28 protein-coding genes are annotated in these 25,557 nt (G+C 63.7%); 9 read left to right on the forward strand and 19 right to left on the reverse strand.

All coding sequences use genetic code 11. The features are described from left to right. Positions 1–591 carry a Maf family protein gene (locus FHW92_RS20585; RefSeq protein WP_168605161.1) on the reverse strand — a complete coding sequence of 197 codons (591 nt, stop codon included), beginning with the start codon at positions 589–591 and terminating at the stop codon, positions 1–3. A gap of 27 nt (positions 592–618) precedes the next feature. After that, positions 619–864 carry a translation initiation factor IF-1 gene (gene infA, locus FHW92_RS20590; protein WP_168605162.1) on the reverse strand — a complete coding sequence of 82 codons (246 nt, stop codon included), beginning with the start codon at positions 862–864 and terminating at the stop codon, positions 619–621. 239 nt (positions 865–1,103) lie between these two features. Here infA and FHW92_RS20595 point away from each other — a divergent pair, with 239 nt between their 5' ends. Both FHW92_RS20595 and uvrC read left to right on the forward strand, forming a co-directional pair. Next, positions 1,104–3,752 (forward strand): TonB-dependent receptor, encoded by a 2,649-nt coding sequence (locus tag FHW92_RS20595; protein WP_168605163.1) that lies wholly within the window; start codon positions 1,104–1,106, stop codon positions 3,750–3,752. 84 nt (positions 3,753–3,836) lie between these two features. Then, positions 3,837–5,774, forward strand: a complete 1,938-nt coding sequence (gene uvrC, locus FHW92_RS20600) for an excinuclease ABC subunit UvrC (protein ID WP_168605164.1) — start codon at positions 3,837–3,839, stop codon at positions 5,772–5,774. Between the two features lie 243 nt (positions 5,775–6,017). On the opposite strand, the gene FHW92_RS20605 is transcribed toward uvrC, so the two are convergent. Next, positions 6,018–7,223: a GNAT family N-acetyltransferase gene (locus FHW92_RS20605; RefSeq protein WP_349237727.1), complete on the reverse strand. Its 1,206-nt coding sequence runs from the start codon at positions 7,221–7,223 to the stop codon at positions 6,018–6,020. A 127-nt stretch (positions 7,224–7,350) separates the two neighbouring features. Then, entirely contained in the window at positions 7,351–9,456 is a 2,106-nt protein-coding gene (locus FHW92_RS20610) for a sodium-translocating pyrophosphatase (protein WP_168605165.1), read from the reverse strand. Between the two features lie 279 nt (positions 9,457–9,735). Between FHW92_RS20610 and FHW92_RS20615 the strand changes: the two genes are divergently transcribed. Together FHW92_RS20615 and FHW92_RS20620 are read left to right on the forward strand one after the other, a co-directional pair. Further along, a complete protein-coding gene (locus tag FHW92_RS20615) occupies positions 9,736–10,758 on the forward strand; it encodes a fatty acid desaturase (RefSeq protein ID WP_168605166.1) in 1,023 nt (340 codons plus the stop codon). Positions 10,759–10,762: 4 nt separating this feature from the next. Beyond that, entirely contained in the window at positions 10,763–10,957 is a 195-nt protein-coding gene (locus tag FHW92_RS20620) for a hypothetical protein (RefSeq protein ID WP_168605167.1), read from the forward strand. A gap of 8 nt (positions 10,958–10,965) precedes the next feature. On the opposite strand, the gene thiL is transcribed toward FHW92_RS20620, so the two are convergent. Genes thiL through hisG form a run of 4 tightly spaced genes read right to left on the reverse strand, consistent with a single transcriptional unit; the run spans position 10,966 to position 14,285 of the window. Continuing rightward, positions 10,966–11,835, reverse strand: a complete 870-nt coding sequence (thiL, locus tag FHW92_RS20625) for a thiamine-phosphate kinase (RefSeq protein ID WP_168605168.1) — start codon at positions 11,833–11,835, stop codon at positions 10,966–10,968. A gap of 5 nt (positions 11,836–11,840) precedes the next feature. Then, entirely contained in the window at positions 11,841–12,290 is a 450-nt protein-coding gene (gene nusB / locus FHW92_RS20630) for a transcription antitermination factor NusB (protein ID WP_168605169.1), read from the reverse strand. A gap of 40 nt (positions 12,291–12,330) precedes the next feature. Beyond that, positions 12,331–13,626 carry a histidinol dehydrogenase gene (gene hisD / locus FHW92_RS20635; RefSeq protein WP_168605170.1) on the reverse strand — a complete coding sequence of 432 codons (1,296 nt, stop codon included), beginning with the start codon at positions 13,624–13,626 and terminating at the stop codon, positions 12,331–12,333. Continuing rightward, the gene (hisG, locus tag FHW92_RS20640; RefSeq protein WP_168605171.1) at positions 13,623–14,285 is read right to left on the reverse strand and encodes an ATP phosphoribosyltransferase; all 663 of its coding nucleotides are present in this window, start codon (positions 14,283–14,285) and stop codon (positions 13,623–13,625) included. The genes hisD and hisG overlap by 4 nt, the downstream gene beginning before the upstream one ends. Before the next feature lie 41 nt (positions 14,286–14,326). Between hisG and FHW92_RS20645 the strand changes: the two genes are divergently transcribed. Further along, a complete protein-coding gene (locus tag FHW92_RS20645) occupies positions 14,327–15,391 on the forward strand; it encodes a DUF2332 domain-containing protein (protein WP_168605172.1) in 1,065 nt (354 codons plus the stop codon). On the opposite strand, the gene FHW92_RS20650 is transcribed toward FHW92_RS20645, so the two are convergent. Genes FHW92_RS20650 through FHW92_RS20660 form a run of 3 tightly spaced genes read right to left on the reverse strand, consistent with a single transcriptional unit; the run spans position 15,375 to position 16,892 of the window. Further along, complete coding sequence (locus FHW92_RS20650; RefSeq protein WP_246870326.1) at positions 15,375–16,154, reverse strand: slipin family protein; 780 nt, start codon at positions 16,152–16,154, stop codon at positions 15,375–15,377. The two genes, FHW92_RS20645 and FHW92_RS20650, sit on opposite strands and share 17 nt — an antisense overlap. Before the next feature lie 19 nt (positions 16,155–16,173). Further along, a complete protein-coding gene (locus tag FHW92_RS20655; protein WP_168605173.1) occupies positions 16,174–16,617 on the reverse strand; it encodes an NUDIX domain-containing protein in 444 nt (147 codons plus the stop codon). After that, positions 16,614–16,892, reverse strand: coding sequence for a BolA family protein (locus FHW92_RS20660; RefSeq protein ID WP_168605174.1), 279 nt, complete (start codon positions 16,890–16,892; stop codon positions 16,614–16,616). The genes FHW92_RS20655 and FHW92_RS20660 overlap by 4 nt, the downstream gene beginning before the upstream one ends. 59 nt (positions 16,893–16,951) lie before the next feature. Here FHW92_RS20660 and FHW92_RS20665 point away from each other — a divergent pair, with 59 nt between their 5' ends. Next, on the forward strand, positions 16,952–17,542 hold the full coding sequence (locus tag FHW92_RS20665; protein WP_168605175.1) for a DnaJ domain-containing protein: 591 nt from the start codon (positions 16,952–16,954) through the stop codon (positions 17,540–17,542). Here the strand turns inward: FHW92_RS20665 and FHW92_RS20670 are convergent. From FHW92_RS20670 to FHW92_RS20690, 5 genes are read right to left on the reverse strand one after another with little or no spacing between them, the layout of a single operon-like run. Then, complete coding sequence (locus FHW92_RS20670) at positions 17,539–17,976, reverse strand: SRPBCC domain-containing protein (RefSeq protein ID WP_168605176.1); 438 nt, start codon at positions 17,974–17,976, stop codon at positions 17,539–17,541. The two genes, FHW92_RS20665 and FHW92_RS20670, sit on opposite strands and share 4 nt — an antisense overlap. A gap of 11 nt (positions 17,977–17,987) precedes the next feature. Beyond that, positions 17,988–18,635, reverse strand: coding sequence for a glutathione S-transferase family protein (locus FHW92_RS20675; protein WP_210428621.1), 648 nt, complete (start codon positions 18,633–18,635; stop codon positions 17,988–17,990). Then, positions 18,635–19,141 (reverse strand): VOC family protein, encoded by a 507-nt coding sequence (locus FHW92_RS20680; RefSeq protein ID WP_168605178.1) that lies wholly within the window; start codon positions 19,139–19,141, stop codon positions 18,635–18,637. Before FHW92_RS20680 ends, FHW92_RS20675 begins: the two co-directional genes overlap by 1 nt. Further along, positions 19,138–19,788 (reverse strand): glutathione S-transferase N-terminal domain-containing protein, encoded by a 651-nt coding sequence (locus FHW92_RS20685; RefSeq protein ID WP_168605179.1) that lies wholly within the window; start codon positions 19,786–19,788, stop codon positions 19,138–19,140. Before FHW92_RS20685 ends, FHW92_RS20680 begins: the two co-directional genes overlap by 4 nt. A gap of 52 nt (positions 19,789–19,840) precedes the next feature. Continuing rightward, a complete protein-coding gene (locus FHW92_RS20690) occupies positions 19,841–20,626 on the reverse strand; it encodes a VOC family protein (RefSeq protein WP_168605180.1) in 786 nt (261 codons plus the stop codon). An 89-nt stretch (positions 20,627–20,715) separates the two neighbouring features. On the opposite strand from FHW92_RS20690, the gene FHW92_RS20695 reads away from it, so the two are divergent. Further along, positions 20,716–21,381, forward strand: a complete 666-nt coding sequence (locus tag FHW92_RS20695; protein ID WP_168605181.1) for a helix-turn-helix domain-containing protein — start codon at positions 20,716–20,718, stop codon at positions 21,379–21,381. Here FHW92_RS20695 and FHW92_RS20700 read toward each other — a convergent pair. Beyond that, positions 21,378–22,022, reverse strand: coding sequence for a glutathione S-transferase family protein (locus FHW92_RS20700; RefSeq protein ID WP_168605182.1), 645 nt, complete (start codon positions 22,020–22,022; stop codon positions 21,378–21,380). The two genes, FHW92_RS20695 and FHW92_RS20700, sit on opposite strands and share 4 nt — an antisense overlap. A gap of 88 nt (positions 22,023–22,110) precedes the next feature. Between FHW92_RS20700 and cobS the strand changes: the two genes are divergently transcribed. Further along, on the forward strand, positions 22,111–23,103 hold the full coding sequence (cobS, locus tag FHW92_RS20705) for a cobaltochelatase subunit CobS (RefSeq protein WP_168605183.1): 993 nt from the start codon (positions 22,111–22,113) through the stop codon (positions 23,101–23,103). A 240-nt stretch (positions 23,104–23,343) separates the two neighbouring features. Continuing rightward, positions 23,344–23,601 (forward strand): hypothetical protein, encoded by a 258-nt coding sequence (locus FHW92_RS20710; protein ID WP_168605184.1) that lies wholly within the window; start codon positions 23,344–23,346, stop codon positions 23,599–23,601. 255 nt (positions 23,602–23,856) lie between these two features. Here the strand turns inward: FHW92_RS20710 and truA are convergent, their stop codons facing one another. Together truA and fmt are read right to left on the reverse strand one after the other, a co-directional pair. After that, positions 23,857–24,603, reverse strand: coding sequence for a tRNA pseudouridine(38-40) synthase TruA (gene truA / locus FHW92_RS20715; RefSeq protein ID WP_168605185.1), 747 nt, complete (start codon positions 24,601–24,603; stop codon positions 23,857–23,859). Next, complete coding sequence (gene fmt / locus FHW92_RS20720) at positions 24,600–25,532, reverse strand: methionyl-tRNA formyltransferase (protein WP_168605186.1); 933 nt, start codon at positions 25,530–25,532, stop codon at positions 24,600–24,602. Before fmt ends, truA begins: the two co-directional genes overlap by 4 nt. Between the last annotated feature and the right edge of the window lie 25 nt (positions 25,533–25,557).

Genomic DNA, 25,557 nt, shown 5'->3' on the forward strand with positions numbered 1-25,557 from the left:
TTAATCCAGAGGATAGGAGGCGGCGCGCAGCAGCGCCCGCGTTTCATACAAAGGCAGGCCGATCACGCCCGAATGGCTGCCCGACAGGCGCCGGATCAGCGCTTCGGCCCGGCCCTGGATGGCATAGCCGCCCGCCTTGCCCAGACCTTCGCCGCTGGCGATATAGGCCTCGATTTCCTGATCGGTCAGATTTTTGAAAATCACCAGCGTCTCGACCTGCTTGACGCGTTCGCGCCCCGCCGTGTCGATCACGCAGACCGAGGAGATGCACATTTGCCGCCGCCCGGAAATCGCGCGCAACATTTCGCGCTGCAATTCCACCGTATCGGCCGGGGGCAAAACCCTCCGCCCCAGCGCCACCGACGTATCGCCCGCGATCACGATCTCGTTGGGCGCACGGTCGACGGCGCGTGCCTTTTCCACCGCAAGGCGGCGGGCATAGGCACGCGGCAATTCGCCTTTGAGCGGCGTTTCGTCGATGTCGGGGCTGGCGATGCGGTCGGGCACAATGCCCAGACGCGCCAAAAGGTCCCGCCGCCGGGGCGAGGACGAGGCCAGCACCAGAAGCGGTTTGCCGGCCTGATCGGTCATAGCCATCGCTAGGGTGCAGCCAGGCGCTTAATAGCTGCCGGGGCCGCCGCGACCGGGCATAAAGCGATAGGTGATGCGACCCTTGGTCAGGTCATAGGGGGTCAGCTCGACCAGCACCTCGTCGCCCACCAGCACGCGGATGCGGTTCTTGCGCATCTTGCCTGCGGTGTGGCCGAGGATCTCATGATCGTTCTCCAGCCGCACGCGGAACATCGCGTTGGGCAGCAGTTCGACCACCTGGCCGCGCATTTCGAGCAGTTCTTCTTTCGCCATCCGTAAACTTCGGTTCTCTAATAAGAGGGGAGATTGGCGCGCGCCATAGACGCAGATACGGCAAAAGGAAAGCCAAACTCGCGCAAGGTTTGGCCAGATATGCCAACATGCCGCCGAAATGTAGCGCCAATGCGACAATATGTTACCTTGCCGCGCTTGCGAACAGGCGGTCCAATCGGCATCCGCATAGCCCTGACAGCCATGCCAATCATAAGGTTCTGTCTCAGGGAGTATCCGTTTTGCGCAAGATTGCCCGCAAGTTTGGCCCCCGGTTTGCCTTTGTGCCGGTATCGCTGGTTTGGGTGATGGCGTCCGGTGGGTCGGTGCTGGCCCAAACGCAATCTGCGCCTGCCGCAGAGGCCGCGCCGCTGGCCGCCGCCGACGCGCCAGTGGTCGAAACCGCCGCAGAGGGTGCATCCGACGATGCCACCGCAACCGCCACCGCCCCCAAAACGCCGGTGACCCGCGGGCGCGAGATCGTGGTCGTGGCCGACCGCATCAAGGGGCAGGTCGAGGCGCCCCAGCCCCCCGTGGCGGTGTTCGACGAGGAAGACATTGCCGCCTATGGCGCAACCACGGTGGATGACCTGATCACCGCCATTTCGCCGCAGACGGGCAGCGGGCGCGGGCGTGGTTCTTCGGGCCCGGTCATTCTGGTCAACGGCCAGCGCATCACCAATTTCCGCGAAATGATGAATTATCCGCCGGAATCGATCCGTCGGGTCGAGGTCCTGCCCGAGGAAGTCGCGCTGCGCTTTGGCTACAGCGCCGACCAGCGGGTGGTGAACATCATCCTCAAGGATCACTATCAGGCCCGCACGGTCGAGGCCGAACTGGCCCTGTCCGACAGCATCGGCGCCAATACGCTGAAAGGCATGGCATCGGTGCTGAAAATCGATAAGGGCAAGCGGATGAACCTGACCGCCAAGGCCGACCGCACCAATCCGGTCACCGAGGCGCAGGCGAAAGTCCTTCAGGCGCGCAACACCATCCCCACCTTTTCGACCGATCCCAGCCCGGCGGCCAACCGTACGCTCGTGTCCAATACCAAGGACTATTCGCTCAACGGCACCTATACCGCGCCGCTGGGCAAGGACGGCATGGGCGGCAATATGACGTTCAACGCGCTGGCTTCGCGCGCGGATGTGACGGGGCTGGCGGGGCTCAACACCTATTCGCCCGCCACCGATGTGCTGCGCACCTTTGACGGGGCTCTGACGCGGCGCACGCTGACCGACACCTATTCGGCCGGGGCGGGGCTGAACAAGCGCCTGCTCGACTGGAACCTGTCGGCCACCACCGACATCAGCCATGTCGACGCCACGACCACCACGGCCAATCGCGTGACCGACAATGCGGTTCTGGCCGCCGCTTTGGCCAGCGGCATTGCGCCCAGCGGCGGCTTTACCACCGCCAAGAGCAAGACCGACACAGTCACCACGCTGGTCACGCTTGTCGGGCGTCCGGTTGCCCTGCCGGCGGGCAAGATGGCGGTGACGGTCAAGGGCGGCTTCAATTACACCGCTCTGAACGCCAGCAGCACCAGCACGCTCAGCCCCGCTTCGAACCTGAAGCGCGGCGATGCTTCGCTGGGCGTCAATCTGGGCATTCCGCTCACCAGCCGCCGCGAGCATGTGGGCGAGGCGCTGGGCGATATCACGCTCAACCTCTCGGCCTCGGCCGATCACCTGTCCGATTTCGGCGAACTGGTGGACTGGAGCGCGGGCCTGACATGGAATGTCACCGACAAACTGGGGCTTCAGGCCAGCTATCTCTATGACGAGGCCGCGCCTTCGCTGTCCAATCTGGGCTCGCCGCTGGTGGCCACCTATAACGTATCGGTCTATGACTTTGTGAAGAGCCAGACCGTGCTGGCCACGGTCATCACCGGAGGCAATTCAGCGCTGGTGAAGGAGCATCGCAATGATATCAAGCTGGGCCTGAACTGGACCCCGCCCATCCTGAAGGGCAAGTCCAATCTGGTGGTGGAATATTTCAACAACCAGTCCAGCAATGTCACCAGCGCCTTCCCGACCACGCTGACCACGGCGATCGAGGGGGCCTATCCGGGACGCGTGACGCGCGATCCCACTACAGGCGCCATTACCCAGATCGACCGCCGCGCGATCACTCTGGCCGAAACGCGCGATGAGCATGTGCGCTGGGGCTTTAACATCGGCGGCAATCTGGGCAAGGAAATCCGGTCGCAGGGGCGCGGGCCGATGGGCATGTTCGGCGGTGGCCCACCTCCGGGAGGCGGGCGTCCGGGCGGTAATGGACCGGGCGGAGGGCGTCCGGGTGGCGGTGGTTCGGGTGGTCCGCCGCCGGGCGGCGGCATGGGCGGTCCTCCGCCGGGCGGGGGCGGTCCGGGTGGCCCTCCGGGTGGTGGGCGTGGCGGTCGTTATGAAGGCCGCTGGAACCTCTCGCTTTATCACACTGTCTATTTCGTAAACCGGGTTCAGGTCGCGGCCAGTGGGCCATCGCTTGATCTGCTGGGCGGCGATGCGCTGTCGGGCGGGGGCACGGCGCGGCACTCGCTGGAGGGCGAGGGCGGCTTCTTCTTCAAGGGCATCGGCCTGCGCATGAACGGCACGTGGACCGCGCCCACCCATGTCAACGGCAGCGGCGCGCCCGGTTCGACCGATCTGCGCTTTGGCTCGCTTTTTAAGCTGAACACGCGCCTGTTCTTCGATCTGGGGCAGCAGAAGCGGTTGGTGAAGGAAACGCCCTTCTTCAAGGATGCGCGTTTCAGCATCGGGGCCAAGAACATCTTCAACCAGCGCCAGCGCGTGACCGACAGCAATGGCAACACCCCGCTGTCCTATCAGCCGCTCTATATGGATGCGCAGGGGCGGGTCATCGAGGTGGAATTCCGCAAGATGTTCTGATCGGGCCTGATGGCTGGGCAAAAGTTGGGGGAGAGGCGCAGCGCACCTCTCCCCTTTTTGCGTGATGGGGCCTATCTGGGCGGGATGGTTGATGATGCGAACAATCCGCCCGACCGCGCGGCGGACCGGTTTAATGAGGACAAGGCGGTAAGCCTGATCCGGGGCGGGGGCGAGCGGCCCGATCTGGACGCGGGTGTGGCGGCGATCCGCGAGGTGCTGGCGACCTTGCCGGTGCGGCCCGGCGTGTATCGGATGCAGGACGCGCGCGGCGACGTGCTCTATGTCGGCAAGGCGCGGGCGCTGCGCAACCGCGTGGCCAATTATACGCAGGTGGATCGGCTGCCTCTGCGTCTGCAACGCATGGTGTCGCAGACGCGAAGCATGACCATCGTGACCACCAACAGCGAGGCCGAGGCGCTGTTGCTGGAAGCGCAGCTCATCAAGCGGTTTCGCCCGCCTTATAATGTGCTGTTGCGCGATGATAAAAGTTTTCCTTTTATTTTGCTGCGTTCCGATCATGATTTTGCGCGAATTATGAAGCATCGCGGCGCGCGCCGGGCCGAGGGCAATTATTACGGCCCCTTTGCCAGCGCCGGTTCGGTCAACACCACGATCAACGCCTTGCAGAAACTTTTCCTGCTGCGAAGCTGCACCGATTCCTTCTTCAGTCGGCGTGACCGGCCCTGCCTGCTGTATCAGATCAAGCGGTGCAGCGCGCCCTGTGTGGACCGGATCAGCAAGGAGGATTACGGCGAACTGGTGCGTCAGGCGAAGGATTTCCTTGGCGGCAAATCGAACGCGGTTCAGCGCGAGATAGAGGCGCAGATGAGCGCGGCGGCGGAGGATCTCGATTTCGAGCGCGCCGCCATGTTGCGCGACCGTCTGCGCGCGGCCACCTTTATCCAAGGCTCGCAGGCCATCCATGCCGAGGGCCTGCCCAATGCGGACATCTTTGCCTGCGCCGAAAAGGCGGGGCAGATCGCGATCCAGGCCTTCTTCATCCGTGGCGGCCAGAATTGGGGCCACCGCGCCTTCTTTCCGGCCCGCACCGAGGGGATGGAGATGGGCGAGGTGCTGCAAAGCTTCATGGCGCAATTCTATGAGGAAGTGCCGCCCCCGCGCGTCATCCTGCTCGACCGCGCCTTGCCCGAGGCCGATCTGCTGGCCGAGGCCTTGAAGGAGGCCGCAGGCGGCAAGGTCGAAATTACCATCCCGCAGCGCGGCGACCGCAAGCGCCTTGTCGAACAGGCCGAGCGCAATGCGGCCGAGGCGCTGGACCGCCGCATGGCCGAGAGCGGCAGCAAGGCCAAAGTCTGGCGTGAAATGGCCGATTTCCTCGAACTGGACGAGCCGCAGCGGATCGAGGTTTACGACAACAGCCATATTCAGGGCACCCATGCGCTGGGCGCGATGATCTGCGCCGGGCCGGACGGGTTCATCAAGAACCAGTACCGCAAATGGAACATCCGCGAGGCCCAGACCAACGACGACTTCGCCATGATGCGCGAGGTGATGACCCGCCGCTTTGGCCGCGCGATGGAGGAAGATCCCGACCGCGATAAGGGCCAGTGGCCCGACTGCGTGCTGATCGACGGCGGCAAGGGACAGATGAGCGCGGTGAAAGCGGCGCTGGAGGAACTGGGCGTTGAGGACGTGCCGCTGATCGCCATCGCCAAGGGACCGCACCATGGTCGCGATGGGCGCGAGGTGTTCCATTTCCCCGATGGGCGCGAGAAAATGCTGCCTGTCAATTCGCCCGTCCTGTTCCACCTGCAACGCATGCGCGACGAGGTCCACCGCTTCGTCATCGGCGCCCACCGCGAAAAGCGCAGCCGGGCGATCACGGCCTCGCCGCTGGACGAAATCCCCGGCATCGGGCCTGCGCGCAAGCGGGCTTTGCTGCTGCATTTCGGCACCGCCAGTCGGGTGAGGGCGGCGGCGCTCGATGACCTTATGCGCGCGCCCGGTGTGTCAGAGGCGGTGGCGCGGACGGTGTATGATTTCTATCATCCGGGGGGGTGATGTGTGGGGGTATTATGAAGGGGGCCTCCGGCGGGCAAAGGGACTTGTCCCTTTGCAATCCCGTTAATGGGGAGGGTTCCTGCGGCGGCGTTCTATTTTATTAAAAGCCTGCGGCGCTGGTATATTGCGCCGCAGGCTTTTCAAAATTCCGAGGCCGCGTCCGACACTTTGCGGCTGAACCCATAACGCAACGCAGACAGTAACGGGAGCGCGAGGGTCTAGACCCTCGCATCAAAACCCTTCTTAAATCCCAAACCCAGCCCCGCCCAATTCCCGCCGAGCCATAACCCCAAACAGGCCCCGCCGAACCGCCCCGCCGATCTCGATTGAGACCCGTCCCACCGGGCGGCGCTCATGCCACAGGTGGGTGATCATCGGATGGGTTTCATCCGCACAGCTATCGACCCAGCCCAGCCCCGGCATATCCAGCATCGCCAGATTTTCGCGCTGCAACAGCACGCCGGGGGAATAGGCGCTTAACGTCTCATCATAGGCGGTCTTGAACATGAAGGCGCCGGGCTTGGTCATAAAGGTTGCCAGCATGGCGATAGGCCGCCCGTCCAGCGTCATCGACAGCCGTTCAAGCCGCCCCCGCGCCGCCGCGCCATGCAGCGCCTCTCGCCACAGCGCCGTGGTCGCGGGCAGGCAGGCCAGCGCCGATCCGGCCTCGCCCTTCCACCCTGCGGCTTCCAGCTTCAGGAAATCCTCGCACCAGGCCGAAAGGTCGTCCTCGCCTTCATGGCGCACAAATTCCAGCGTGCCCAATTCGCCCAATCGGTTGGCCTGACGCCGGTATTCCTTGCGCTTCTTGCCCGAAACCGTCGCTTCGAAATAAGCCTCGGGCGACAGGTCGCTCTGCAGCATCACATGCTGTTTGCGCCCCACTAGCGCGGCGTTGCGCCCCTGCTCGTTCAGCACATCGCGCAAGGCATCGGCCACCGCCCCCGACAGCGGCAATTCGCCCAGATGCAGGAACAGGCCCAGCCCGCCCTGCGCATCGGCCCAGGCCAGCAGCGCCCGCCAGAACGGCCTTTCCAGCCCCCGCGCCACCAGCGGCGCGCCAAGGAAGCCGTTGGGATGCGTCCAGCCGGCCCAATGCGGGATGGGGCGGGTGTAATAGCGGCTCTGGCGCACAATGGGCATGATCCCGGCCAGATCGCCGCCCATTTCAAAGCGCAATATCCGCACCCGTCCATCGGGATCGAGCCCGCGCAGCGCAGGCAGCAGATACCAGCTTTCGAAAAACGGGTTCGGCTCGCTGGCCCACATGGCCAGAGCATCCCACGCCAACATCGCCCCCATATCCTGCATCTCGCGCCAGTCGACGCTGCGGATTTCCCCCGCAGGCGCGGGTTTGGGCGGCAATTGCGGCGCGGGGTTGGGGCCGGGTGGCAAGCGCGAAGGCGCGACAACAGGCTTGGCGCGAATAAAATTGGGCTGGCTCGCCACAGTTACCTCGTGAGCGCGGAAAATATGCGCCCAAGGTTAAGGAGAAAGCCGGAAAGGAAGTATGAATAAGCGGGATATTTTCTGACCCTGCGCCCGGCGTAATGACCGGACGCAGGGCCAAAAGCGATCAGCCCATATGCCCCGCCAGCGCCGCCAGCAGCAGCAGCGCGACAATATTGGTGATCTTGATCATCGGATTGACGGCCGGGCCAGCCGTGTCCTTATACGGATCGCCCACGGTGTCGCCGGTCACGGCGGCCTTGTGGGCCTCGCTGCCCTTGCCGCCGTGATGGCCGTCCTCGATATACTTCTTGGCATTGTCCCATGCGCCGCCGCCGCTGGTCATCGAGAGCGCCACGAACAGGCCCCCCACGATCACCCCCAGCAACAGCGCGCCCAGCGCCGCAAAGCCATTGTCCTGCCCCGCCACCAGCGTGATGACATAATAGACCAGCACCGGCGTCAGCACGGGCAGCAAGCTGGGCACGATCATTTCCTTGATCGCCGCCCGCGTGACCAGATCGACCGTGCGGGCATAATCGGGCTTGGACGTGCCCGCCATGATGCCGGGGTTGCTCTGGAACTGTTCGCGCACATCGACCACGACATCGCCCGCCGCGCGGCCCACCGCCGTCATACCCATCGCGCCAAACAGATAGGGCAGCAAAGCGCCCAGCAAGAGTCCGACAATGACATAGGGATTTTCAAGGCTGAAATTGACGCTCAAATGCGGGAAAAACTCGCGCAGATCCGTGGTATAGGCCGCAAACAGCACCAGCGCGGCCAGCCCCGCCGAACCGATGGCATAACCCTTGGTCACCGCCTTGGTCGTGTTGCCGACGGCATCGAGCGCATCGGTCCTTTCGCGCACCGAGGCTTCCATATCGGCCATTTCGGCAATGCCGCCTGCATTGTCCGTCACCGGCCCATAAGCGTCGAGCGCCACCACCATGCCCGCCAGCGCCAGCATGGCCGTTGCCGCATAGGCAATGCCGATCAGGCCCGCCAGCTTAAACGCGATGATGATCCCCGCCACGATCACCAGCGTGGGCAGGGCGGTCGCCTCAAGGCTGATGGCAAGGCCCTGGATGACATTGGTGCCATGGCCGGTCACGGATGCCTTGGCGATGGACTTGACCGGGCGATAGGAGGTGCCGGTGTAATATTCGGTGATCCAGATGATGAGGCCGGTGATGACCAGACCCAGCAGCGAGCAATGGAACAGCGCGCCGCCAGTCAGGCCCGATGCGTCAATTGGCGTGCCGAAATCGCCCACCGCCGTATGGATCGCCCAGCCGATGGCCGGGATCGATAGGATCGCGGTGACAAGGAAGCCTTTGTACATCGCGCCCATGATGTTGTTGCTCGCGCCCAATCGCACGAAATAGGTGCCGATGATCGAGGTGACGATGCACACGCCGCCGATCAGCAGCGGCAGGCTCATCAGCGCCATCAGATTGCCCGTGCCTTTGACTAGCAGCGCGGTCAGCACCATGGTTGCGCCCACGGTCACCACATAGGTCTCGAACAGGTCGGCGGCCATACCGGCGCAATCGCCCACATTGTCGCCCACATTGTCGGCGATCACGGCGGGGTTGCGTGGGTCATCCTCGGGAATGCCCGCCTCGACCTTGCCGACAAGGTCTGCGCCCACGTCGGCGGCCTTGGTAAAGATGCCGCCGCCAAGCCGAGCAAAGATCGACACAAGCGAAGCCCCGAGCGCCAGCGCCGTCAGCCCCGTCACCACGGTCCGGTCATTGGGGGCAAGGCCATGGCCGAAGCCACCCGTCGAGGTCAGATGCCAGAAGAACCCGGCAATCGCCAGCAGCGCCAGTCCGGCCACCAGCATCCCCGTGATCGCGCCCGCGCGGAAGGCCAGTGTCAGGCCCGCCTGCAGGCCCTGCTGCGCGGCGGCGGCCGTGCGCACATTCGAGCGCACCGACACATTCATGCCGATAAACCCCGCCGCGCCCGACAAAACCGCGCCCAGCACAAAGCCGATCGCCGCAATCTTGCCCAAGGCCAGCGCAATGATGATCGCCGCTACAATGCCGACAATCGCAATCGTGGTATATTGCCGCTTAAGGTAGGCCTGCGCGCCTTCCTGAATGGCGGCGGCAATTTCCTGCATCCGGGGCGAACCGGCGCTCGCGCCCAAAACTTGCCTGCTTGTGATGTAACCGTAAACAACGGCCAAGGCCCCAAGGCCCATGGCGATCAGCACCAGGTTCATAGCTATCCCCTCTGCTTTTCGGTCCTGTCGGGCAAATCCGGCAGTTCCTGTCCGGGCCTGTTCTTGTTCGATCAAACAGTGCCCATCGCTTGCACAGGTATAGGGGGCTGAAAAGTCAGCGCAAGGGTGATTTGATCCGCGCGGCCCCGGAATGGGACAGATTGTCCATTAAGATTCTGTTAGGGATTTTTCCAAAGCGCATCATGGTTTACAAATGGTTATCGACCGATTCACCAAAGCTTGAGTCGGGTCCGAAATGCATCAGACGGGGCATGATAAATGCTGGAAGATCCAAAGCTCGTTCAGGACGCGATCAAGGCGCCTGTCGAACCTGCACTTTATAAGCCCGCGCTGGATTCTGGCGGCGCGCGGGCCATTCCGCTGGGCCGCGACGATGGGCTGGACCGGCACACGCGCCGCAATCTGCGCAAGGAAGAGATCGAGATCGCGCGTCAGTTTCACGGCGGGCGGATGTGGCCCTATGCGGTGGCGGCCTTTGGCTGCTTTGCGCTGTGGGTGTCGTTTTTCCCGCTGGCGATCATGGGTTATCTTAACCTTCCGCTGGCCTGTCTGATCTCCTGCGTGATCGCCACGGGCGGCTATGTGACCAGCCACGAGGCGATGCATTCAAACATCGCGCGCAAGGGCGAAAAGCTGCGCTGGCTTAACGAAGCGGTGGGTGCGGTTTCGACGATCCCCATCGTGTTTCCGTTCTCGATGGCGCGCATCATGCATCTGGAGCATCACTACCACTGCAATGATCCGCTGAAGGACCCCGACTATACCGACGAGGCGCCCAATTGGTGGATGGCGATCTATAAGACCTGGTATAACCGCCAGCCCGGTGTCGATGGCTCGATCCATCATTACAAGCGCATCCTGGCCGAAATGGGCACGCCCGAGGCCCAGCGGGCGCTCAAGGAAACCATGCTGCTGCAATTGTTCTTCATGGCGGTGCTGTTCACCATGTCGTGGAATGGCTATGCGATCGAGGCGGCTTTGCTCTGGTGGCTGCCGCGGCATGTCGGCCTGTCCTATATCCGCTTCTATCTGAGCTGGGCGCCGCATCACCCGCGCGAGGGCAAGACCGGCCGCTATGAGAACACCAATCTGTTCAAGAGCAAGCTGGGCCATGTGATGTCGATGGGGATGCAGTATCACATCATCCATCACATGTATCCGGGCATCCCGAACCACCGCACCAAACATGCCTATTACGCGATGCGCCATATTTTGGAGGCGCGCGGGGTGGATGTGTCGCCGCTGCCGCCTGTTGGCGGGCCTGCGGTCAAGGGGAGCTAAGCCGATGGAAAATGTGCTCAAGCAGGTCTTCTATTGGATGCCGTTCTTTTTCGGCATCGGCTTTATCGCGCCGCTGATCGCCCAGACGATGAACCTGTGGCATTGGCAGGCGCCTTTTGGCCTGTCGACCACCGCCTTTGGCCTGATTATCGGCGGGGCATGGGGCCTGCAGACCGTGATCCGCGGGCGCTGGGTTTAAGTGGGGATTTAATGCTGATAGCCCAGTGAGCCAAGGGGAGGGGCGCCGTCGATCAGCACCGGCGCCTCTTGCCCTTTTACCACCACGCCGATCTGGTGCATCGGCAAAGGCAGCGTCAGCTCGGGCGGCGCGGTCAGCAGCAATTGATAATCATCGCCCCAGCGCAAGGCTTCATCGCGCCGGTCTTCGGAACAGGCCAGCGGGATTGCCGCGCTCTCAAGGCTGATCGTCACCTTGCTGGCCCGCGCCATGCGCGAGGCGTCGAGCAGCAGCCCGTCCGAAACATCCATCATCGCGGTAACGAAAGGGGCCAGTGCCTGACCCTCGCCCAGATGGGCCTGAGGGCGGCGATAGGCGAGGCTTTGGGATTCGGGCAGCCCAAGGCGCAAGGCTTCCAGCCCCACCATGGCGCCGCCCACCGGCCCGGTGATATAGACGAGATCACCCACCTGCGCGCCATTGCGCCCCGGCACCGGCAAAAAGGATGCGCGCCCGATGGCGGTCAGGCCCAGCACCTGCGGCCCATCGCTGCTGACCGTATCGCCGCCCAGCAGTCGCGCGCCATATTCATCCAGCGCTTCGGCCAAGCCGACGAGGAAGCGCGGTTCGGCGCCGTTCAGTTGATAGGAGAGCAGCACGCCCATCGGCACCGCGCCCTTGGCGGCCAGATCCGACATATTGGTGGCCACCAGTTTCCATGCCACATCGGCCGGGTCCTGATCGGGCAGGAAATGCACCCCCGCCACCATCGTGTCATGGGTCAAAACCAGCGTCTCGCTGCCAAAAGGCAGCACTGCGCAATCATCGGCCAGCCCACGTGCGGCGGGGTCGCTGGCCAGCGCGCGCAGCGCCTCGATAAAGGCCAGTTCCCGCCCCAAGCGGATTAACGCGCCGCCCGCGCGATGGCGTCGAGCACGCCGTTCACGAATTTGGCTTCGCGCTCGTCAAAGAAGGCATGGGCCACATCGACATATTCGTTGATGACCGTGGGTGCGGCCACATCGTCGCGGGCCAGCAGCTCATAGGTGCCCGCGCGCAGGATCTGCACCATGGTCTTGTCCAGACGCTCCAGCCGCCAGCCCTCGGCCAGTTTTTCGGATATGCGCGCGTCGATTTCCTCGGCCCGCGCCAGCACGCCCTTGACCACATCGTCGAAATGGATGCGGTCGGCATCGGCAAACTGGATGTCCTCGATTTCCGCGCCCAGACGGTGGCGGTGGAATTCATCAAGCAGCACCGGCAGCAGCGTGCCTTCCATCGCATGCTGATACAGCGCCTGCACCGCGCCAAGGCGGGCGACCGAGCGGGACTGGGACTTGGGAGCTTTGCTCATCGAAAAATTCCTTATTGGGGCCGACCTTATCGGGGCGGCCTTATTGACCCAGCCGGATCGCGACAGAGCGACCATGGGCGGGCAGCCCTTCGGCATCGGCAAGGGCCACAGCGGCCGGGCCGATAGCAGCCAGAGCCGCTTCGTCAAGTTGCAGGAAGCTGGTACGCTTCATAAAGTCTAGCACGGAAAGCCCGCTGGCGAAACGCGCGCGGCGGCCGGTGGGCAAAACGTGGTTCGGCCCGGCGACATAATCGCCGATCGCCTCGGGCGTGTGGCGGCCCAGAAAGGCGCTGCCCGCATGGCGGATTTGCGCAAACATGGCGTCCGGATCGTCGATGGCGATTTCGATATGTTCGGCGGCCAGTCGGTTGGACAGGGCCGGGGCCTCGCCCATCAGATCATCGACCACGATCACCACGCCGTAATCATTCCAAGATTGCCGCGCGGTGGTCTGCGTGGCCAGAGCCTGCAGTTCCACCTCGACCGCCGCGATCACGGCATCGGCAAAATCGGCATCATCGGTGATCAGGATCGACTGGGCCACCGGGTCATGCTCGGCCTGAGACAGCAGATCGGCCGCGATCCACGCCGGATTATTTTTGCCATCGGCCACCACGAGAATTTCCGAAGGCCCGGCCACCATGTCGATGCCCACCACGCCGTAAAGCTGGCGCTTGGCCTCGGCCACATAGGCATTGCCGGGGCCGACGATGACATCGACCGGCTTGATCCGATCCGTGCCATAGGCCAGCGCGCCCACGGCTTGCGCCCCGCCCACGCGCCAGATCTCGTCCACACCCGCCAGATGCGCGGCGGCCAGAACGAGGCTGTTGACCGCGCCGCGCGGGGTAGGCGTGACCACCACCAGCCGCTCAACGCCCGCCACCTTGGCCGGAATGGCGTTCATCAAGAGCGAGGACGGATAGGCCGCGCGACCGCCCGGAACATACAGCCCCGCCGCGTCCACCGGCCGCCACACCGCGCCGAGGCGTACGCCCGCCGCATCGGTATAGTCGCGGTTCTCCGGTTTCTGCGCCTCATGATAGGCGGCAATGCGGCGTGCGGCCGTTTCCAGCGCATCGCGCAGGGTCGGGTCCAAAGCCTCAAACGCGGCGCGGCATTCCTCCGCGCTGATCCGCCAGTCGGCCTCGGTTTCCAGTGCATGGCCGTCAAAGCGCGCGGTGTAATCCACCAGCGCCGCATCGCCGCGCGCCCGCACATCGGCCAGAACCGAGAGCACCACCTGCGTCACGCCCGCATCGCTCTCGCGCCGGTCGCCCACGATTTTCTCGAACGCCTCGGAAAAGCCGGCGTCCCGCGAATTAAGCCGGATCATGCTTCGACCTTTTCCGCCGCCATCTTGCGGAACTGTTCGACCAGCTCGCCCACGCGCGGATCGGTCTTGAGCGCCGCCCGGTTGACGATCAGCCGCGCCGAGATCTGCATGATGACTTCCGTCTCGCGCAGGCCGTTTTCCTTCAGCGTGCGCCCGGTGGACACCAGATCGACGATCCGCCCCGACAGACCCAGCATCGGCGCCAGTTCCATCGCGCCGTTCAGCTTGACCACCTCGGCCTGGATACCCTTGGCTTCATAGTGCTTGTGGGTCAGATGCGGATATTTGCTGGCCACGCGCAGGTGGCTGGCGCTGGCCGTATCGCCCGCATCGACGGGTTCGGCCACCGACAGGCGGCAATGGCCGATGTTGAGATCAACCGGCGCATAAAGGTCGGGATAGGCGAATTCCTCCACCACATCCGAGCCGACGATCCCGGCCTGCGCCGCGCCATGCGCCACGAATGTGGCGACATCGAACGCGCGCACGCGGATCAGCCGCATGTCCGAGCCTTCGACGGCAAAGGACAGCGCGCGCGACTTCTTGTCATGAAACTCCGCTTCGGGCACGACACCAGCGCGCGCCATCAACGGCAGAGCTTCATCGAGGATGCGCCCCTTGGGGATCGCAAAGGTGAGCGGTTTGGACGAGAATGACATGCGCGCCGCATTAGTTTGCATTGGAGCCCAGAGCAACCGCCATGACAGCACAGAATCCGATCATGGAAATCGCCCATGTCCATGACACGCTGGAATGGCAGGCGCGCCATTGCGATCAGAACAGCGCGCCGATCACCGCGCGCGTGCTGCGCGGCATGGCGGGGTTGCTGTCGGGGCCGACTCTGGTGGGCGCGCGGATGCGGGGTTGGCCGGGGCTTTCATTGGAGGACGCAATGCCGCTGCGCCTGGCAGGCGGGCTGCATTACCTGTGGCTGTCGGGGGCGGAACCGGCTCTGGGGGCGGTCTATCGCGGCGAGGTGGAAGATGCGGGCGCGATTGTGACCGAGGTTGTGGCGCGCCATGACGCAGAGCTGCTGCCATGGTTCGACGGGCCGCCCCAGACCAATGAGGCAGGGCGTTCGGCGGGCATCATGGCGGGGCTGCTATGGCTCTCCGGGCGCGTGGGATCGCGCTTTGAAATGAATGAGATAGGGTGCAGCGCAGGCGCCAATACTATGATGGAGCGCTATGCCTATGATCTGGGCAGCGTCCGCGTTGGTGAGGAAGGCAGCCCGGTTTCGATCCGTCCCGAATGGCGCGGGCCTCCTCCGCCCTCGGGCAAGGTGGAGATCACCCATATCGAAGGTTGCGACCGCGCGCCCATCGACCTGTCTGATCCGGCGGCGGCGCTGCGGCTGCGCGCCTATGTCTGGGCAGAGAATCATGAGAGGATGGCGCGGCTCGATGGCGTGATCGCGCTGGCACAGGAGCGGGCGCCGATCCTGACGCAGGCCGATGCCGCCGATTGGGTCGAGCGCCGACTTGCCGCGCCACAGGAGGCGGGGGTGTGCCGGGTGCTCTATCACTCCATCGTCTGGCAATATCTGGGCGATGAGCGCCGCGCGCGGATCACCGCCGCGATGGAGGCCGCAGGGGCGCGCGCCACGCCAGATCGCCCGCTGGCATGGGTGATGCTGGAAACGAATCGGACCACGTTTCGCCATGAGTTGCGTGTGCGCTACTGGCCCGGCGGCGAGGAACCGACTTTGCTGGGCGCGGCCCATGCCCATGGCGCTTGGGTGGAGTGGTTCAGTCCTTGCGGCTGATCGCCTTGGCCGCCTCAAGGATCTCGGTGGGGAACATGGCGATGATTGTCGAATTATGCTCGACGCCGATCTCGCTCAGCGTCTGCAACCGGCGCAATTCCAGCGCGCCGGGCACCTTTGCGATGACCTGCGCCGCCTCGCTCAGCCGCAGCGAGGCTTCGGCCTCGCCCTCGGCCTTGATGATGCGGGCGCGTTTCTCGCGGATGGCCTCGGCCTCGCGGGCGATGGCGCGCTGCATCTGTTCGGGAATGTCCAGATCCTTGATCTCGACCGCATCCACCGCCACGCCCCATTGCGCGCAGGTCTTCTCCAGCAAGACCAGCAGCCGCGAATTGATCGCCGCGCGATCTTTCAGCATCTGGTCCAGATCGCTTTGCCCGATGGCATCGCGCATCCCCGTCTCGGCCGCCTGAATCACCGCGCCTTGCCAGTTCACCACCGTCGTGACCACCCGCGCCGGATCGACCGCGCGAAACCACAGCACCGCATTGACCCGCACCGCCACGCCATCGCGCGTCACGGTCTCCTGCGTGGCGAGGTCAAAGGTGATGACGCGCAGATCGACCCTGACCACCCGGTCGATCAACGGCACCAGCCAAAACCAGCCCGGCCCCTTGGTTTCGGCCAGACGCCCGAGGCGGAACACCACGGCGCGCTGAAACTCCTGATTGATGCCAAAGGATTTGAGCGCCAGCACCGCCGCGATGATAATCAGCAGCGTCAGCATGGGATGATAGGCGGCAATCTCGAACAGGGAATCCATACAAGGCACCTTTCCCGTTTCAGGCGCCCAGCACGCGCCCCAGCATTTCACTCATATCCTCAGGATAGATCGTTTCGGGCCAACCGGCGATCTCTTTGCGCGCAAACCAGCGATATTCGCGCATCATGGCCTGTTCGGTCGGCGTATGGCCCGCCGTGTCGATGGCGGGATCGGCCACACGCAGCAGGAAATAGCGATCGTCACCTGTCACCGGCTCGCCGGCAAGGGTGACGAAATCGCTGATCACGCGGGTGACTTCCGGCCCGCAATCAGCGTGAATGCCGGTTTCCTCGTGCAATTCGCGCGTGGCGGCTTCCTCATAGGTCTCGCCATCCTCTGCCTCGCCGCCGGGCGCACACCAGAAGGGCGCGCGATCATCGGGAGTGAAGCGGAAGAGCAGCAATTCCTCCGCCTCATTGAGCAAGAGAATGCGCGAGGCGCGGCGAATCCGGCGCTGATTCACGCCGCCTCGCCGGGGGCAAAGGCGCGGATCGCCAGCGCATGAACCCGCTGACCCGGAATATCGCCCAGCGCCTGATTGACCATCCGCTGGCGCATCACGCGATTGACGCCGGCAAAGGCGGCGCTTTCAATCACCACGGTGAAATGCGATTCCCCCGTTCCGTCGTCGCCCATATGTCCGGCATGGCTGCTCGAATCGTTGATGACATCGAGCCGCGCGGGAGCAAAAGCGGCGGTCAGACGTTGGGTGATTTCCGTGGCAAGCGGGCCGGACATAGAAGGTTTCCTTAAAGCAGGGTCTTTCCTCCTAGCCCATTTGTCGCCAAGGGGAAAAGATGGTTCAGGACAGATTTCACGGCAGGGTTAGGGACTCGCAGCGTCCATGCGAATGGCCCGGATGCGATCAGGCGGGCGAATTTCGCGCGCCCGGCGCCAAGGCTTCGGGCTTTGACGGGCCGGGTAATTACCGCTGGTTCTGCCTTGACCATATCCGTGCCTTCAACGCCGGTTACGATTATTTCGAGGGCATGAGCCCGGAGGAAATCTGGGCGGCGCAATCGCCGATCCATGGCTGGGAACAGGAAACGCGAGCCTTTCGCCCAACAGCGGGCATCGATTCGGCCCCGCGCTGGGCCGATTTCGCCGATCCGCTGGACGCGATCAGCCAGCGCGCCCGCCGCGCCAGGGAAGCGATGCGCCCTATGGCATGGCCCGATGGCCGCATCGCCAGCCAAGAGGAAAAACGCGCGCTCGATACGCTGGGGCTGGGGGTCGACGCGGATCGGCGCGAATTAAGGGTGCGCTATTCCGACCTCGTCCACCGCTATCACCCCGACCGCAACGGCGGCGACCGCAGCCATGAAAGCAAACTGCAACAGGTGGTCGAGGCCTATCAGATGCTGCGCAAATTGCCGGGGTTTGCCTAAGCCTCGGCCAGCGCGGCCAGTTGGTCGGCACACGCGCTCCACCCATTGGTAAAGCCCATCGCTTCATGCTGCTTCATCGCCTCGGCGCTCCAATGGCGGGCGCTGGCGGTATAGCGGGTGCCTTCGCCTTCGGCGTCCACCTGCCAGATGCCGATCATAAAGGGGCCGGAGGGCTCCAGATCGCCATTGACCGCATCGGTGGTGACAAAACGCCGCCCTTCGTCCCACGCCAGATAGATGCCGCGCATCGGCATGACCTCGCCATCGGGGCCGAACATGGTCATTTCGCAGGCCCCGCCCGGGCGGCGATCCTGATGCACCACCTCGGCCCGCCATGGCGCGGGGCACCACCATTCGTTCTGGCGGTTGACCATGATGTCCCAGACCTTGTCCGGCGCGGCGGCAATATAGCGGGAGATCGACAATTCATGCATGACACGTTTCCTCAATCGCGATCGGGCGCGCCCAGCGGGAAATAGGCGCGAAAGGGCCGCGCATTCTCAACACAGCGCGAGATAGGGGGCAGGGCCAGCAGATGCGCCCGCCAGTCGCGCAGATTTGGGCAATCCTCTGGAATACGCGTGACCCAATCGGCATAGAACAGCGAGGGCGCGGCCGCGCATTCGATCAGTGTGATCGCATCCCCGGCCTGATAGTCCTCCAGCCATTTCTCGATCCAGCGATAGGTGCGCAGCAGGCGCTCATCGACCCGCTTTTGCACCTCGTCCGAGACGGCGCCATGGCGGATCGCCTCATCGACGCTCTCCTGCATGGCGTTCATCACGTAATTGTCGAAAACCCGGTCGATCATGCGGGTGCGGATCGCCGCATCGGGATCGGCGGGCAACAGCGGGGCCGGGCCGGGGTAATGCAGCGCCAGATATTCGATGATCGCGCTGGCCTCGAACACCTGCGTTTCGCCATCGACCAGCAGGGGGAATTTTCCCATCGGCCCGGCTGCCTGAACCCTAGTGTAAAATTCGGGGTTCTGGCCGTCCAGCATCCGAAAGGTGAAAGGCGTTTCGTTGGCGTAAAGCGCGATCAGCGCCTTCCATGTATAGGACGAGAAGGGGTGGCCATAGAGTTCGAGCATCACGCGCCCTTTCGCGCCGCTTCAATGGCGGCAATGTCGATTTTCACCATCGTCTGCATTGCGGCAAACACCCGCCCGCGCGCCGCAGGATCGGGATCGCCCATGCCCTCGATCAAGGCGCGCGGCGTGATCTGCCAACGCACACCCCAGCGATCCACGCACCATCCGCAGGCCATCGGCCCCCCGCCACCGGAAATCAGCGCATCCCAATAGCGGTCGGTCTCTTCCTGCGTTTCGGTGGTCACCTGGATCGAAAAGGCATCGGTATGCTTTGTATGCCCGCCGCCATTCAGGCCGATGCAGGCAAAGCCCAGCAGCGTGAATTCCACCACCAGCGCATCGCCTGCCTTGCCGCCCGGATAATCGCCGGGCGAGCGCATGACATGGCCCACCGCCGTATCGGGAAACAGACCGGCATAGAAGACCGCCGCCGCCTCGGCCCCGCCATGCACGGCCTTGTCATACCACAGGCAGAGCGTGCCCTTGGCTTTCCCCCACTGGCTCATACTTTTGCCTCCGATGATGCCGCCTGTGCCGCCGCGATCAGGGCATGGTCGATAGCCTTGGCCTCGACATAGCTCGCCCGTCCGGTCAGGCGTTCGCCATAGGCCACAAATTCCGGCAATTCGGGCAGGGTCTTGAACATCGTGCCCCACAATACATGGCTGCCGACATAGACATCGGCCATCGTGAAGCGATCGCCGCACACATAATCGACCCCGCGCAAATGCGCCGCCAGCGTGTCCACCACCATGTCATAGCAGCCAAATCCGACGCTCACCCGCTGGCGCTCGGTCGGTTCAAAGCCCATGGATCGCGCGGTGATCGCCTGTTCCAATGGCCCTGCGGCAAAGAACAGCCAGCGATAATAAGCCGCCCGCTCCCGCGCGGTGGGGGCCAGCGCGCCGCCGCCCTCGGTTTCGGCCAGATAGGCACAGATGGCCGAGGTTTCGGCAATCGGATAATCGCCATCGGCGCTGTGATGCACCAGCGTCGGCAATTTGCCCAGACCATTGGCCGCCAGCAGCGCCGCCGGTTTGGGTGCGCCATATTCGACGATCACCTGTTCGTAATCGGCCCCGACCTCATGCAGCGCCCATCGCGCGATTTGCCCGCGCGACATCGGATTGGTGAAAAACGTATAGCTGGCCATAACGCATCCTCACGAGAACATTGATGGAACAATATCGCGAAAAGGGGCGCCCTCAAACCAGTTTCTGGCCCACGATGGCAAAAGCCGCGCCTTGCGGGTCCAGCGCGTTGATAATCCAGTCTCCGCCGGGAACTTCGACCGGCCCGTGCAGCACATTGGCCCCGCCCGCCACCGCGGCCCGATGCGCGGCGTCGAAATCGGCGGCGCGTATATAGTGGTTCCACCCGCCCATCGATACATGGGGCGGCTTGGGCATCATCGCGCCAATCGTCACGCCATTATGGGCAAGGAACTGATAGGTGCCGAAACTGCCCATATCCATCGACCCTGCCGGTTCCCAGCCGAAGATCTCGGTATAGAAGGCCAGCGCGGCGTCGAAATCGCCGGTGTAGAGTTCGTTCCAGCCCACGCTCTGCGCCTCGGTGGGGGAAAAGGCGACCGAAGGGGTGGCGTCCGGCCCCGGATTGGGCTGCATCAGATAGAAGCTGGCGCCCCACGGGTCCATGACCATCGCAAAGCTGCCCTCGGCAATATCCATGCGGGGCATCAGCGCCCGCCCGCCGCGCGCGATCACCTGCGCCAGCGTGGCGTCCAGATCATCGGTGCCGATATAGCCGACCCACATCGGATGCGCGCCCTGCGCCAGCATATCCTCCGACAGCGGCAGCACCCCGCCGACCTGACGCCCATCGGCGCGGGCGATATGACCGTAGAACAGCGGCGGCTCGTTCCCCGGCGCGATGGTCCAGCCGATGGTGTCCTCATAGAAGGCTTTGGCCCCGGCGGCGTCCTTGGTCATCAGCTCATACCAGATCCAGCTTCCCAGCAGCTTGTCCATCTCGCTCTCCCTTTGGGGCATCCCTTGTGATTCTGTATTGACGTGATTCGTATCGACAGAGGGTGGCAGTATGGTTACAAATTACAACCATGAAGTTGGGAAAAGTAACCTCTGAAACCAAGAACAGTCATGGACGCTGGTATGGCGATGCCTGCGGGGCGGCGTTTGGCATGGAATTGCTGGGCGAACGCTGGGCCGGGCTGGTGCTGCGCGAGCTGATGCTGGGCGCGCGGCGGTTCACCGATCTGCGCTTTGCCCTGCCGGGGATCAGTGCCCGTGTTTTGACCGAGCGGCTGAACGGGCTGGAGGCAGCCGGCCTTGTCCGACGTGATGAGGAGGAGCGGCTCTATGGCCTCACGCCTTGGGGTCGGGCGGTTGAGCCGGTGCTGCTGGCCATGTGCCGCTGGGCGCTGATGTCGCCGGATCGGGATATGGCGCTGGCGATCTCGCCGGTGGCGCTGATGCTCTCGCTGCGGGCTCTGATCGTGGCGGAACGGGCGGCGGATATGGACATGACCTGCGCCATCATCATCGCGCGCGAGAGTTTTTCGCTGACACTGCAATTGGGCGTGCTGACCATTGCGCGGGGAGGGGCAGGGGGCGATTTCATCCTGACCGCCCCCAACACCGCGCCGCTCAAGCGCTTCATCTATGGCAAGGCGCCCTTGGCCGGACTGCCGGATCTGGCGCTGGCGGGCGATGCCTATATGGCCATGATGTTCGCCCGCTGCTTTGCGCTTCCTGATACGGTTTAGGCCAATCCTGCGGCCTTGGCCTGTGCGATTTCCATTGCGGCCACGCTTTGCCATGCCGGCCGGGCAGTCACGCGGTCATACCAGGCCGCAATCGCCGGGAAACGCGCCCTGTCCAGCCCCGCGCCAATATATTCGGCCGTGCGCAGCAGGCTGGCCACGGCCACATCGCCCAGCGAGAATTCGCCAGCCAGCCAGCCATCGGAGGGCGTCACGCCTTCCAGATAGGACAGCACCTCGTTGAACTTTTCGATCGCGGCCAACGCCGCATCCTCATCCCCCGCCACGCCGCGAAAACGGGGCAGGACAAAGCGGTTGAAGATCGCAGGGCCAAGCGCGGGCACCATGATCGTATCGGCCAGTTCCTCGAACCACACCGCGCGGCCGCGCGCGCGGGCCTCGACCGGATAGATCGGGGCATCGGGCGCCAGCGCGTCGAAATAGGCGCAGATCGCGGTGGAATCGCAGAGCCGGTAATCGCCGTCCTTGATCGCCGGGATCTTGCGGAACGGGCTGGCAGCCAGAAAATCCTCGCAAGGATCGGCAAAGCTGAAAGGCGGCATGTCGAATGCAAGCCCCTTTTCCGCCGCCACCACGGCCACTTTGCGCACGAAAGGCGAAAACAGGGCGCCGAACAATTCCATAATAATTTCTCTCCCCAAGGTGAATCTGGTTCTCAAACCCTGCAAACATATTGCAGCCGCGAGAAGCAGCGGCTAGCAGTTTTGTGCGATGACCGAGATTCAGAACATTCAGCCCGACAGCCGCTCGACCACCATCCTGAGCGCACCCGACATCACCGTTGATGTGCGCGAGGTGTTCGGCATTGATATCGACATGAAAGTCCCCGCCTTTTCGGTGGCGGACGAACGCGTGCCCGACCGCGACGACACCTATGTGTTCGACCCGGACACCACGCTGGCGATCCTTGCCGGTTTTGCCTATAACCGCCGCGTGATGGTTCAGGGCTATCACGGCACCGGCAAATCGACCCATATCGAGCAGGTGGCCGCCCGTCTGAACTGGCCCTGCATCCGCATCAACCTTGACGCGCATATCAGCCGTATCGACCTGATCGGGCGCGACGCCATCGTTCTGAAGGATGGCAAGCAGGTCACCGAATTCCGCGAAGGACTGCTGCCCTGGGCGCTGCAGACGCCGACGGCGCTGGTGTTCGACGAATATGATGCTGGCCGCCCCGACGTGATGTTCGTGATCCAGCGCGTGCTGGAAACCGAGGGCAAGCTGACCCTGCTGGACCAGAACCGCGTGATCCGCCCGTCCAAGTGGTTCCGCCTGTTCGCCACCGCCAACACGGTGGGCCTTGGCGATACGTCGGGCCTCTATCACGGCACGCAGGCGATCAATCAGGGCCAGATGGACCGCTGGAACATGGTCGTGGCGCTGAACTATCTGCCTCATGCGACGGAAACCGGCATTGTCCACAAGAAGGTGCCCGGCCTGCCCGAACGCACCATCGCCGACATGGTGCGCGTGGCCGACCTGACCCGTGCGGGCTTTATCAATGGCGACATCTCGACCGTGATGAGCCCCCGCGCCGTCATCACTTGGGCGCAGAACACCGAAATCTTCAAGGACGCCGGTTTCGCCTTCCGCCTCTCGTTCCTCAACAAGTGTGATGAGACCGAGCGCGTGCTGGTGGCTGAGTATTATCAGCGCGTGTTTGGGACGGATCTGCCCGAGAGCGTGGTGGCGCGGGCTTGATGCCCGTTGCCGCGCTGGCCTTCTTTCTGGCCTTTGGTGATCTGGAAGAAGGCCCGCAGCGCTGGTGTGCCTATCGCACGTCCGCCGAGATGAAAAAAAGCGGTCGGATCGGGCGAAACGAGCGGACAGTGGGCCGAGATGCGATAGCAGGGCGGGGCAGTAACCCGTCTGTTTTATGCCACCGAGAGCGAAGATTATTACGTCGAGGACACTTATAGCCTGGACACGACAGGACGGACGGTGGCGCTGGCTAGGCATGGCCATTACATCAATGACCCGTTTTGGACGGCCGTCTATCGCTCTGATGCCAAAGGCAAGCTGATGCTGACCCAGCCAAGTGCAGCCGAAAAGAAGAAGCGTGAGACGGCCGGGCGCGAAGATAGTTTTCTCGACTGGCCGAAATACGTCAATCTTTCGTCCATGCCTTTTGCGGGTTTGGTGGCGCGAAGGAATGGGGCGGTTGTCATGCGATATGGCTGCATCAAGGCGTCGCGTTGAGTTTTGAGGTAGGAGGGGCCTCCGGCGGGCAAAGGGACTTGTCCCTTTGCAATCCCATTAATTTTGGGTGGGACCGCAAGCTGGGGTGTTTTGGAGTTGATGGCCTGCGGCGCAATTAGAAAGCTCCGCAGGCTTTTTATTGGATACGTCGCGTCCGACACCTGACGCTGAACCCGCTGAACCCGCTGAACCCGCTGAACCCTTGGCACGACAAAGACAGTAATGGGAGCGCGAGGGTCTCGACCCTCGCATTATCTATTCCCCCGGATAAAACGCCCGGTTGAAAAACAGCCCATCAGGCGGCGCATTCACCGGCAACGCCTGCCGATTGCGCGCGGCCAAGGCTTCGCCCACCCGCTCCACCGGCCATTGCCCCAGGCCGACAAAAGACAGCGCCCCCACCATCGATCGCACCTGATGGTGGAGGTAACTCCGCGCGGCGGTTTCGATGATCACTTGATCGCCCTGCCGCCGCACGGTCAGGCTGTCGAGCGTCTTAAGGGGGGAGGCGGCCTGACAATGGACCGAGCGGAAAGTGGTGAAATCATGGTGGCCAACCAGCGCCTGCGCGGCCTCATGCATCGCCTCGGCGTCCAGCGGTTTGGCCACCTGCCACGCATGGTTCAGTCCGATGGTCAGCGGCGCGCGGCGGTTGACGATGCGATAGATATAGCTGCGCCCGATGCAGGAAAAGCGCGCATGCCAGTCATCGGCCACGACCCTGCAATCCAGCACCGCAATCGGATCGGGGCGCAGATGGTAATTCATCGCCTCCATCAGGCGGAAGGGGGCGATGTCCTTTTGAATATCGACATGGGCCCGCATGAACAGCGCGTGGACCCCGGCATCGGTGCGCCCGGCGGCAAACATCACGGCCTGCTCGCCGGTGACGCGTTCGATAGCTTCCTCGACGGCCTGCTGGATGCTGGGGCCATGCGCTTGCCGCTGCAGGCCCATGAAGGGCGTGCCGTCAAATTCCAGCGTAAAGGCGAAACGGGTCACGAAAGGCGCGTCCTGGCGGGAATGGGCCGTCCGCGCAGCAGGTCGGCCACGGCCATGGCGGGTTTGCCTGCGCGCTGAATGGTGTTGACGCGGATGGCGCCGGTGCCGCAAGCGACGGTCAGCGCATCGTCGAGCGTCACGCCCGGACCTGCCGGAGGGGCGACCGCAGCGTCGTCAGCTTCTGGGGCCAGATCGGCGGACAAGACCTTGTAACGCTCGCCCTCCAGTTCGAAGAACGCGCCGGGCGCGGGCATGAAGGCGCAGATCTGGCGCAACACCTGTTCGGCGTTGGCGGTAAAATCCAGCAGCGCCTCGGCCTTGTCGATCTTGTGGGCATAGGTGATGCCTTCATCGGGCTGCGGCTTCGGCGGATAAGCGTCCAGATCGCCCAGCACCTGAACAATCAATCGCGCGCCCATTTGCGCCAGTTCCTCGGTCAGTTCGCCGGTCGTCTTGTTGGCAATATCCGTGCGCCCTTCCAGCCGCACCGGGCCGGTGTCCAGTCCTGCCTCCATCTGCATGATGCCGATGCCGGTTTGCGGGTCACCTGCCAAAATCGCCCGCTGAACCGGCGCGGCCCCGCGCCAGCGCGGCAGCAGCGAGCCATGCAGATTGATGCACCCATGCACCGGCGCGACCAGAACCGCACGCGGCAGGATCAGCCCATAGGCCGCCACCACCGCAACATCGGCTTTCAGCGCGGCAAAATCGGCCTGTTCCTGCTCGCCCTTCAACGATACCGGATGGCGCACCTCAATCCCCAGTTCCAAGGCGCGTTTATGCACCGGGCTGGGCGTCAATTCGCGCCCGCGACGGCCGCCGGGACGGGGGGGCTGGCTATAGGCGGCCACCACATCGTGGCCTGCGGCCACCAAAGCCTCCAGCGCCGGAACGGCAAATTCGGGCGTGCCCATATAGATGATGCGCATAAGTCACTTTCCGGCTCTTTGCCTT

The organism is Novosphingobium sp. SG707, from assembly GCF_012275515.1.
Lineage (GTDB): Bacteria > Pseudomonadota > Alphaproteobacteria > Sphingomonadales > Sphingomonadaceae > Novosphingobium.

Bases quoted from the DNA above. Each gene is read 5' to 3' on its own strand.
- FHW92_RS20585 (WP_168605161.1), bottom strand. From the start codon at position 591: ATGACCGATCAGGCCGGCAAACCGCTTCTGGTGCTGGCCTCGTCCTCG.
- infA (WP_168605162.1), bottom strand. From the start codon at position 864: ATGGCGAAAGAAGAACTGCTCGAAATGCGCGGCCAGGTGGTCGAACTG.
- uvrC (WP_168605164.1), top strand. From the start codon at position 3,837: ATGGTTGATGATGCGAACAATCCGCCCGACCGCGCGGCGGACCGGTTT.
- FHW92_RS20610 (WP_168605165.1), bottom strand. From the start codon at position 9,456: ATGAACCTGGTGCTGATCGCCATGGGCCTTGGGGCCTTGGCCGTTGTT.
- FHW92_RS20615 (WP_168605166.1), top strand. From the start codon at position 9,736: ATGCTGGAAGATCCAAAGCTCGTTCAGGACGCGATCAAGGCGCCTGTC.
- FHW92_RS20620 (WP_168605167.1), top strand. From the start codon at position 10,763: ATGGAAAATGTGCTCAAGCAGGTCTTCTATTGGATGCCGTTCTTTTTC.
- nusB (WP_168605169.1), bottom strand. From the start codon at position 12,290: ATGAGCAAAGCTCCCAAGTCCCAGTCCCGCTCGGTCGCCCGCCTTGGC.
- hisD (WP_168605170.1), bottom strand. From the start codon at position 13,626: ATGATCCGGCTTAATTCGCGGGACGCCGGCTTTTCCGAGGCGTTCGAG.
- hisG (WP_168605171.1), bottom strand. From the start codon at position 14,285: ATGTCATTCTCGTCCAAACCGCTCACCTTTGCGATCCCCAAGGGGCGC.
- FHW92_RS20645 (WP_168605172.1), top strand. From the start codon at position 14,327: ATGACAGCACAGAATCCGATCATGGAAATCGCCCATGTCCATGACACG.
- FHW92_RS20650 (WP_246870326.1), bottom strand. From the start codon at position 16,154: ATGGATTCCCTGTTCGAGATTGCCGCCTATCATCCCATGCTGACGCTG.
- FHW92_RS20660 (WP_168605174.1), bottom strand. From the start codon at position 16,892: ATGTCCGGCCCGCTTGCCACGGAAATCACCCAACGTCTGACCGCCGCT.
- FHW92_RS20665 (WP_168605175.1), top strand. From the start codon at position 16,952: ATGGTTCAGGACAGATTTCACGGCAGGGTTAGGGACTCGCAGCGTCCA.
- FHW92_RS20670 (WP_168605176.1), bottom strand. From the start codon at position 17,976: ATGCATGAATTGTCGATCTCCCGCTATATTGCCGCCGCGCCGGACAAG.
- FHW92_RS20675 (WP_210428621.1), bottom strand. From the start codon at position 18,635: ATGCTCGAACTCTATGGCCACCCCTTCTCGTCCTATACATGGAAGGCG.
- FHW92_RS20680 (WP_168605178.1), bottom strand. From the start codon at position 19,141: ATGAGCCAGTGGGGGAAAGCCAAGGGCACGCTCTGCCTGTGGTATGAC.
- FHW92_RS20685 (WP_168605179.1), bottom strand. From the start codon at position 19,788: ATGGCCAGCTATACGTTTTTCACCAATCCGATGTCGCGCGGGCAAATC.
- FHW92_RS20690 (WP_168605180.1), bottom strand. From the start codon at position 20,626: ATGGACAAGCTGCTGGGAAGCTGGATCTGGTATGAGCTGATGACCAAG.
- FHW92_RS20695 (WP_168605181.1), top strand. From the start codon at position 20,716: ATGAAGTTGGGAAAAGTAACCTCTGAAACCAAGAACAGTCATGGACGC.
- FHW92_RS20700 (WP_168605182.1), bottom strand. From the start codon at position 22,022: ATGGAATTGTTCGGCGCCCTGTTTTCGCCTTTCGTGCGCAAAGTGGCC.
- cobS (WP_168605183.1), top strand. From the start codon at position 22,111: ATGACCGAGATTCAGAACATTCAGCCCGACAGCCGCTCGACCACCATC.
- fmt (WP_168605186.1), bottom strand. From the start codon at position 25,532: ATGCGCATCATCTATATGGGCACGCCCGAATTTGCCGTTCCGGCGCTG.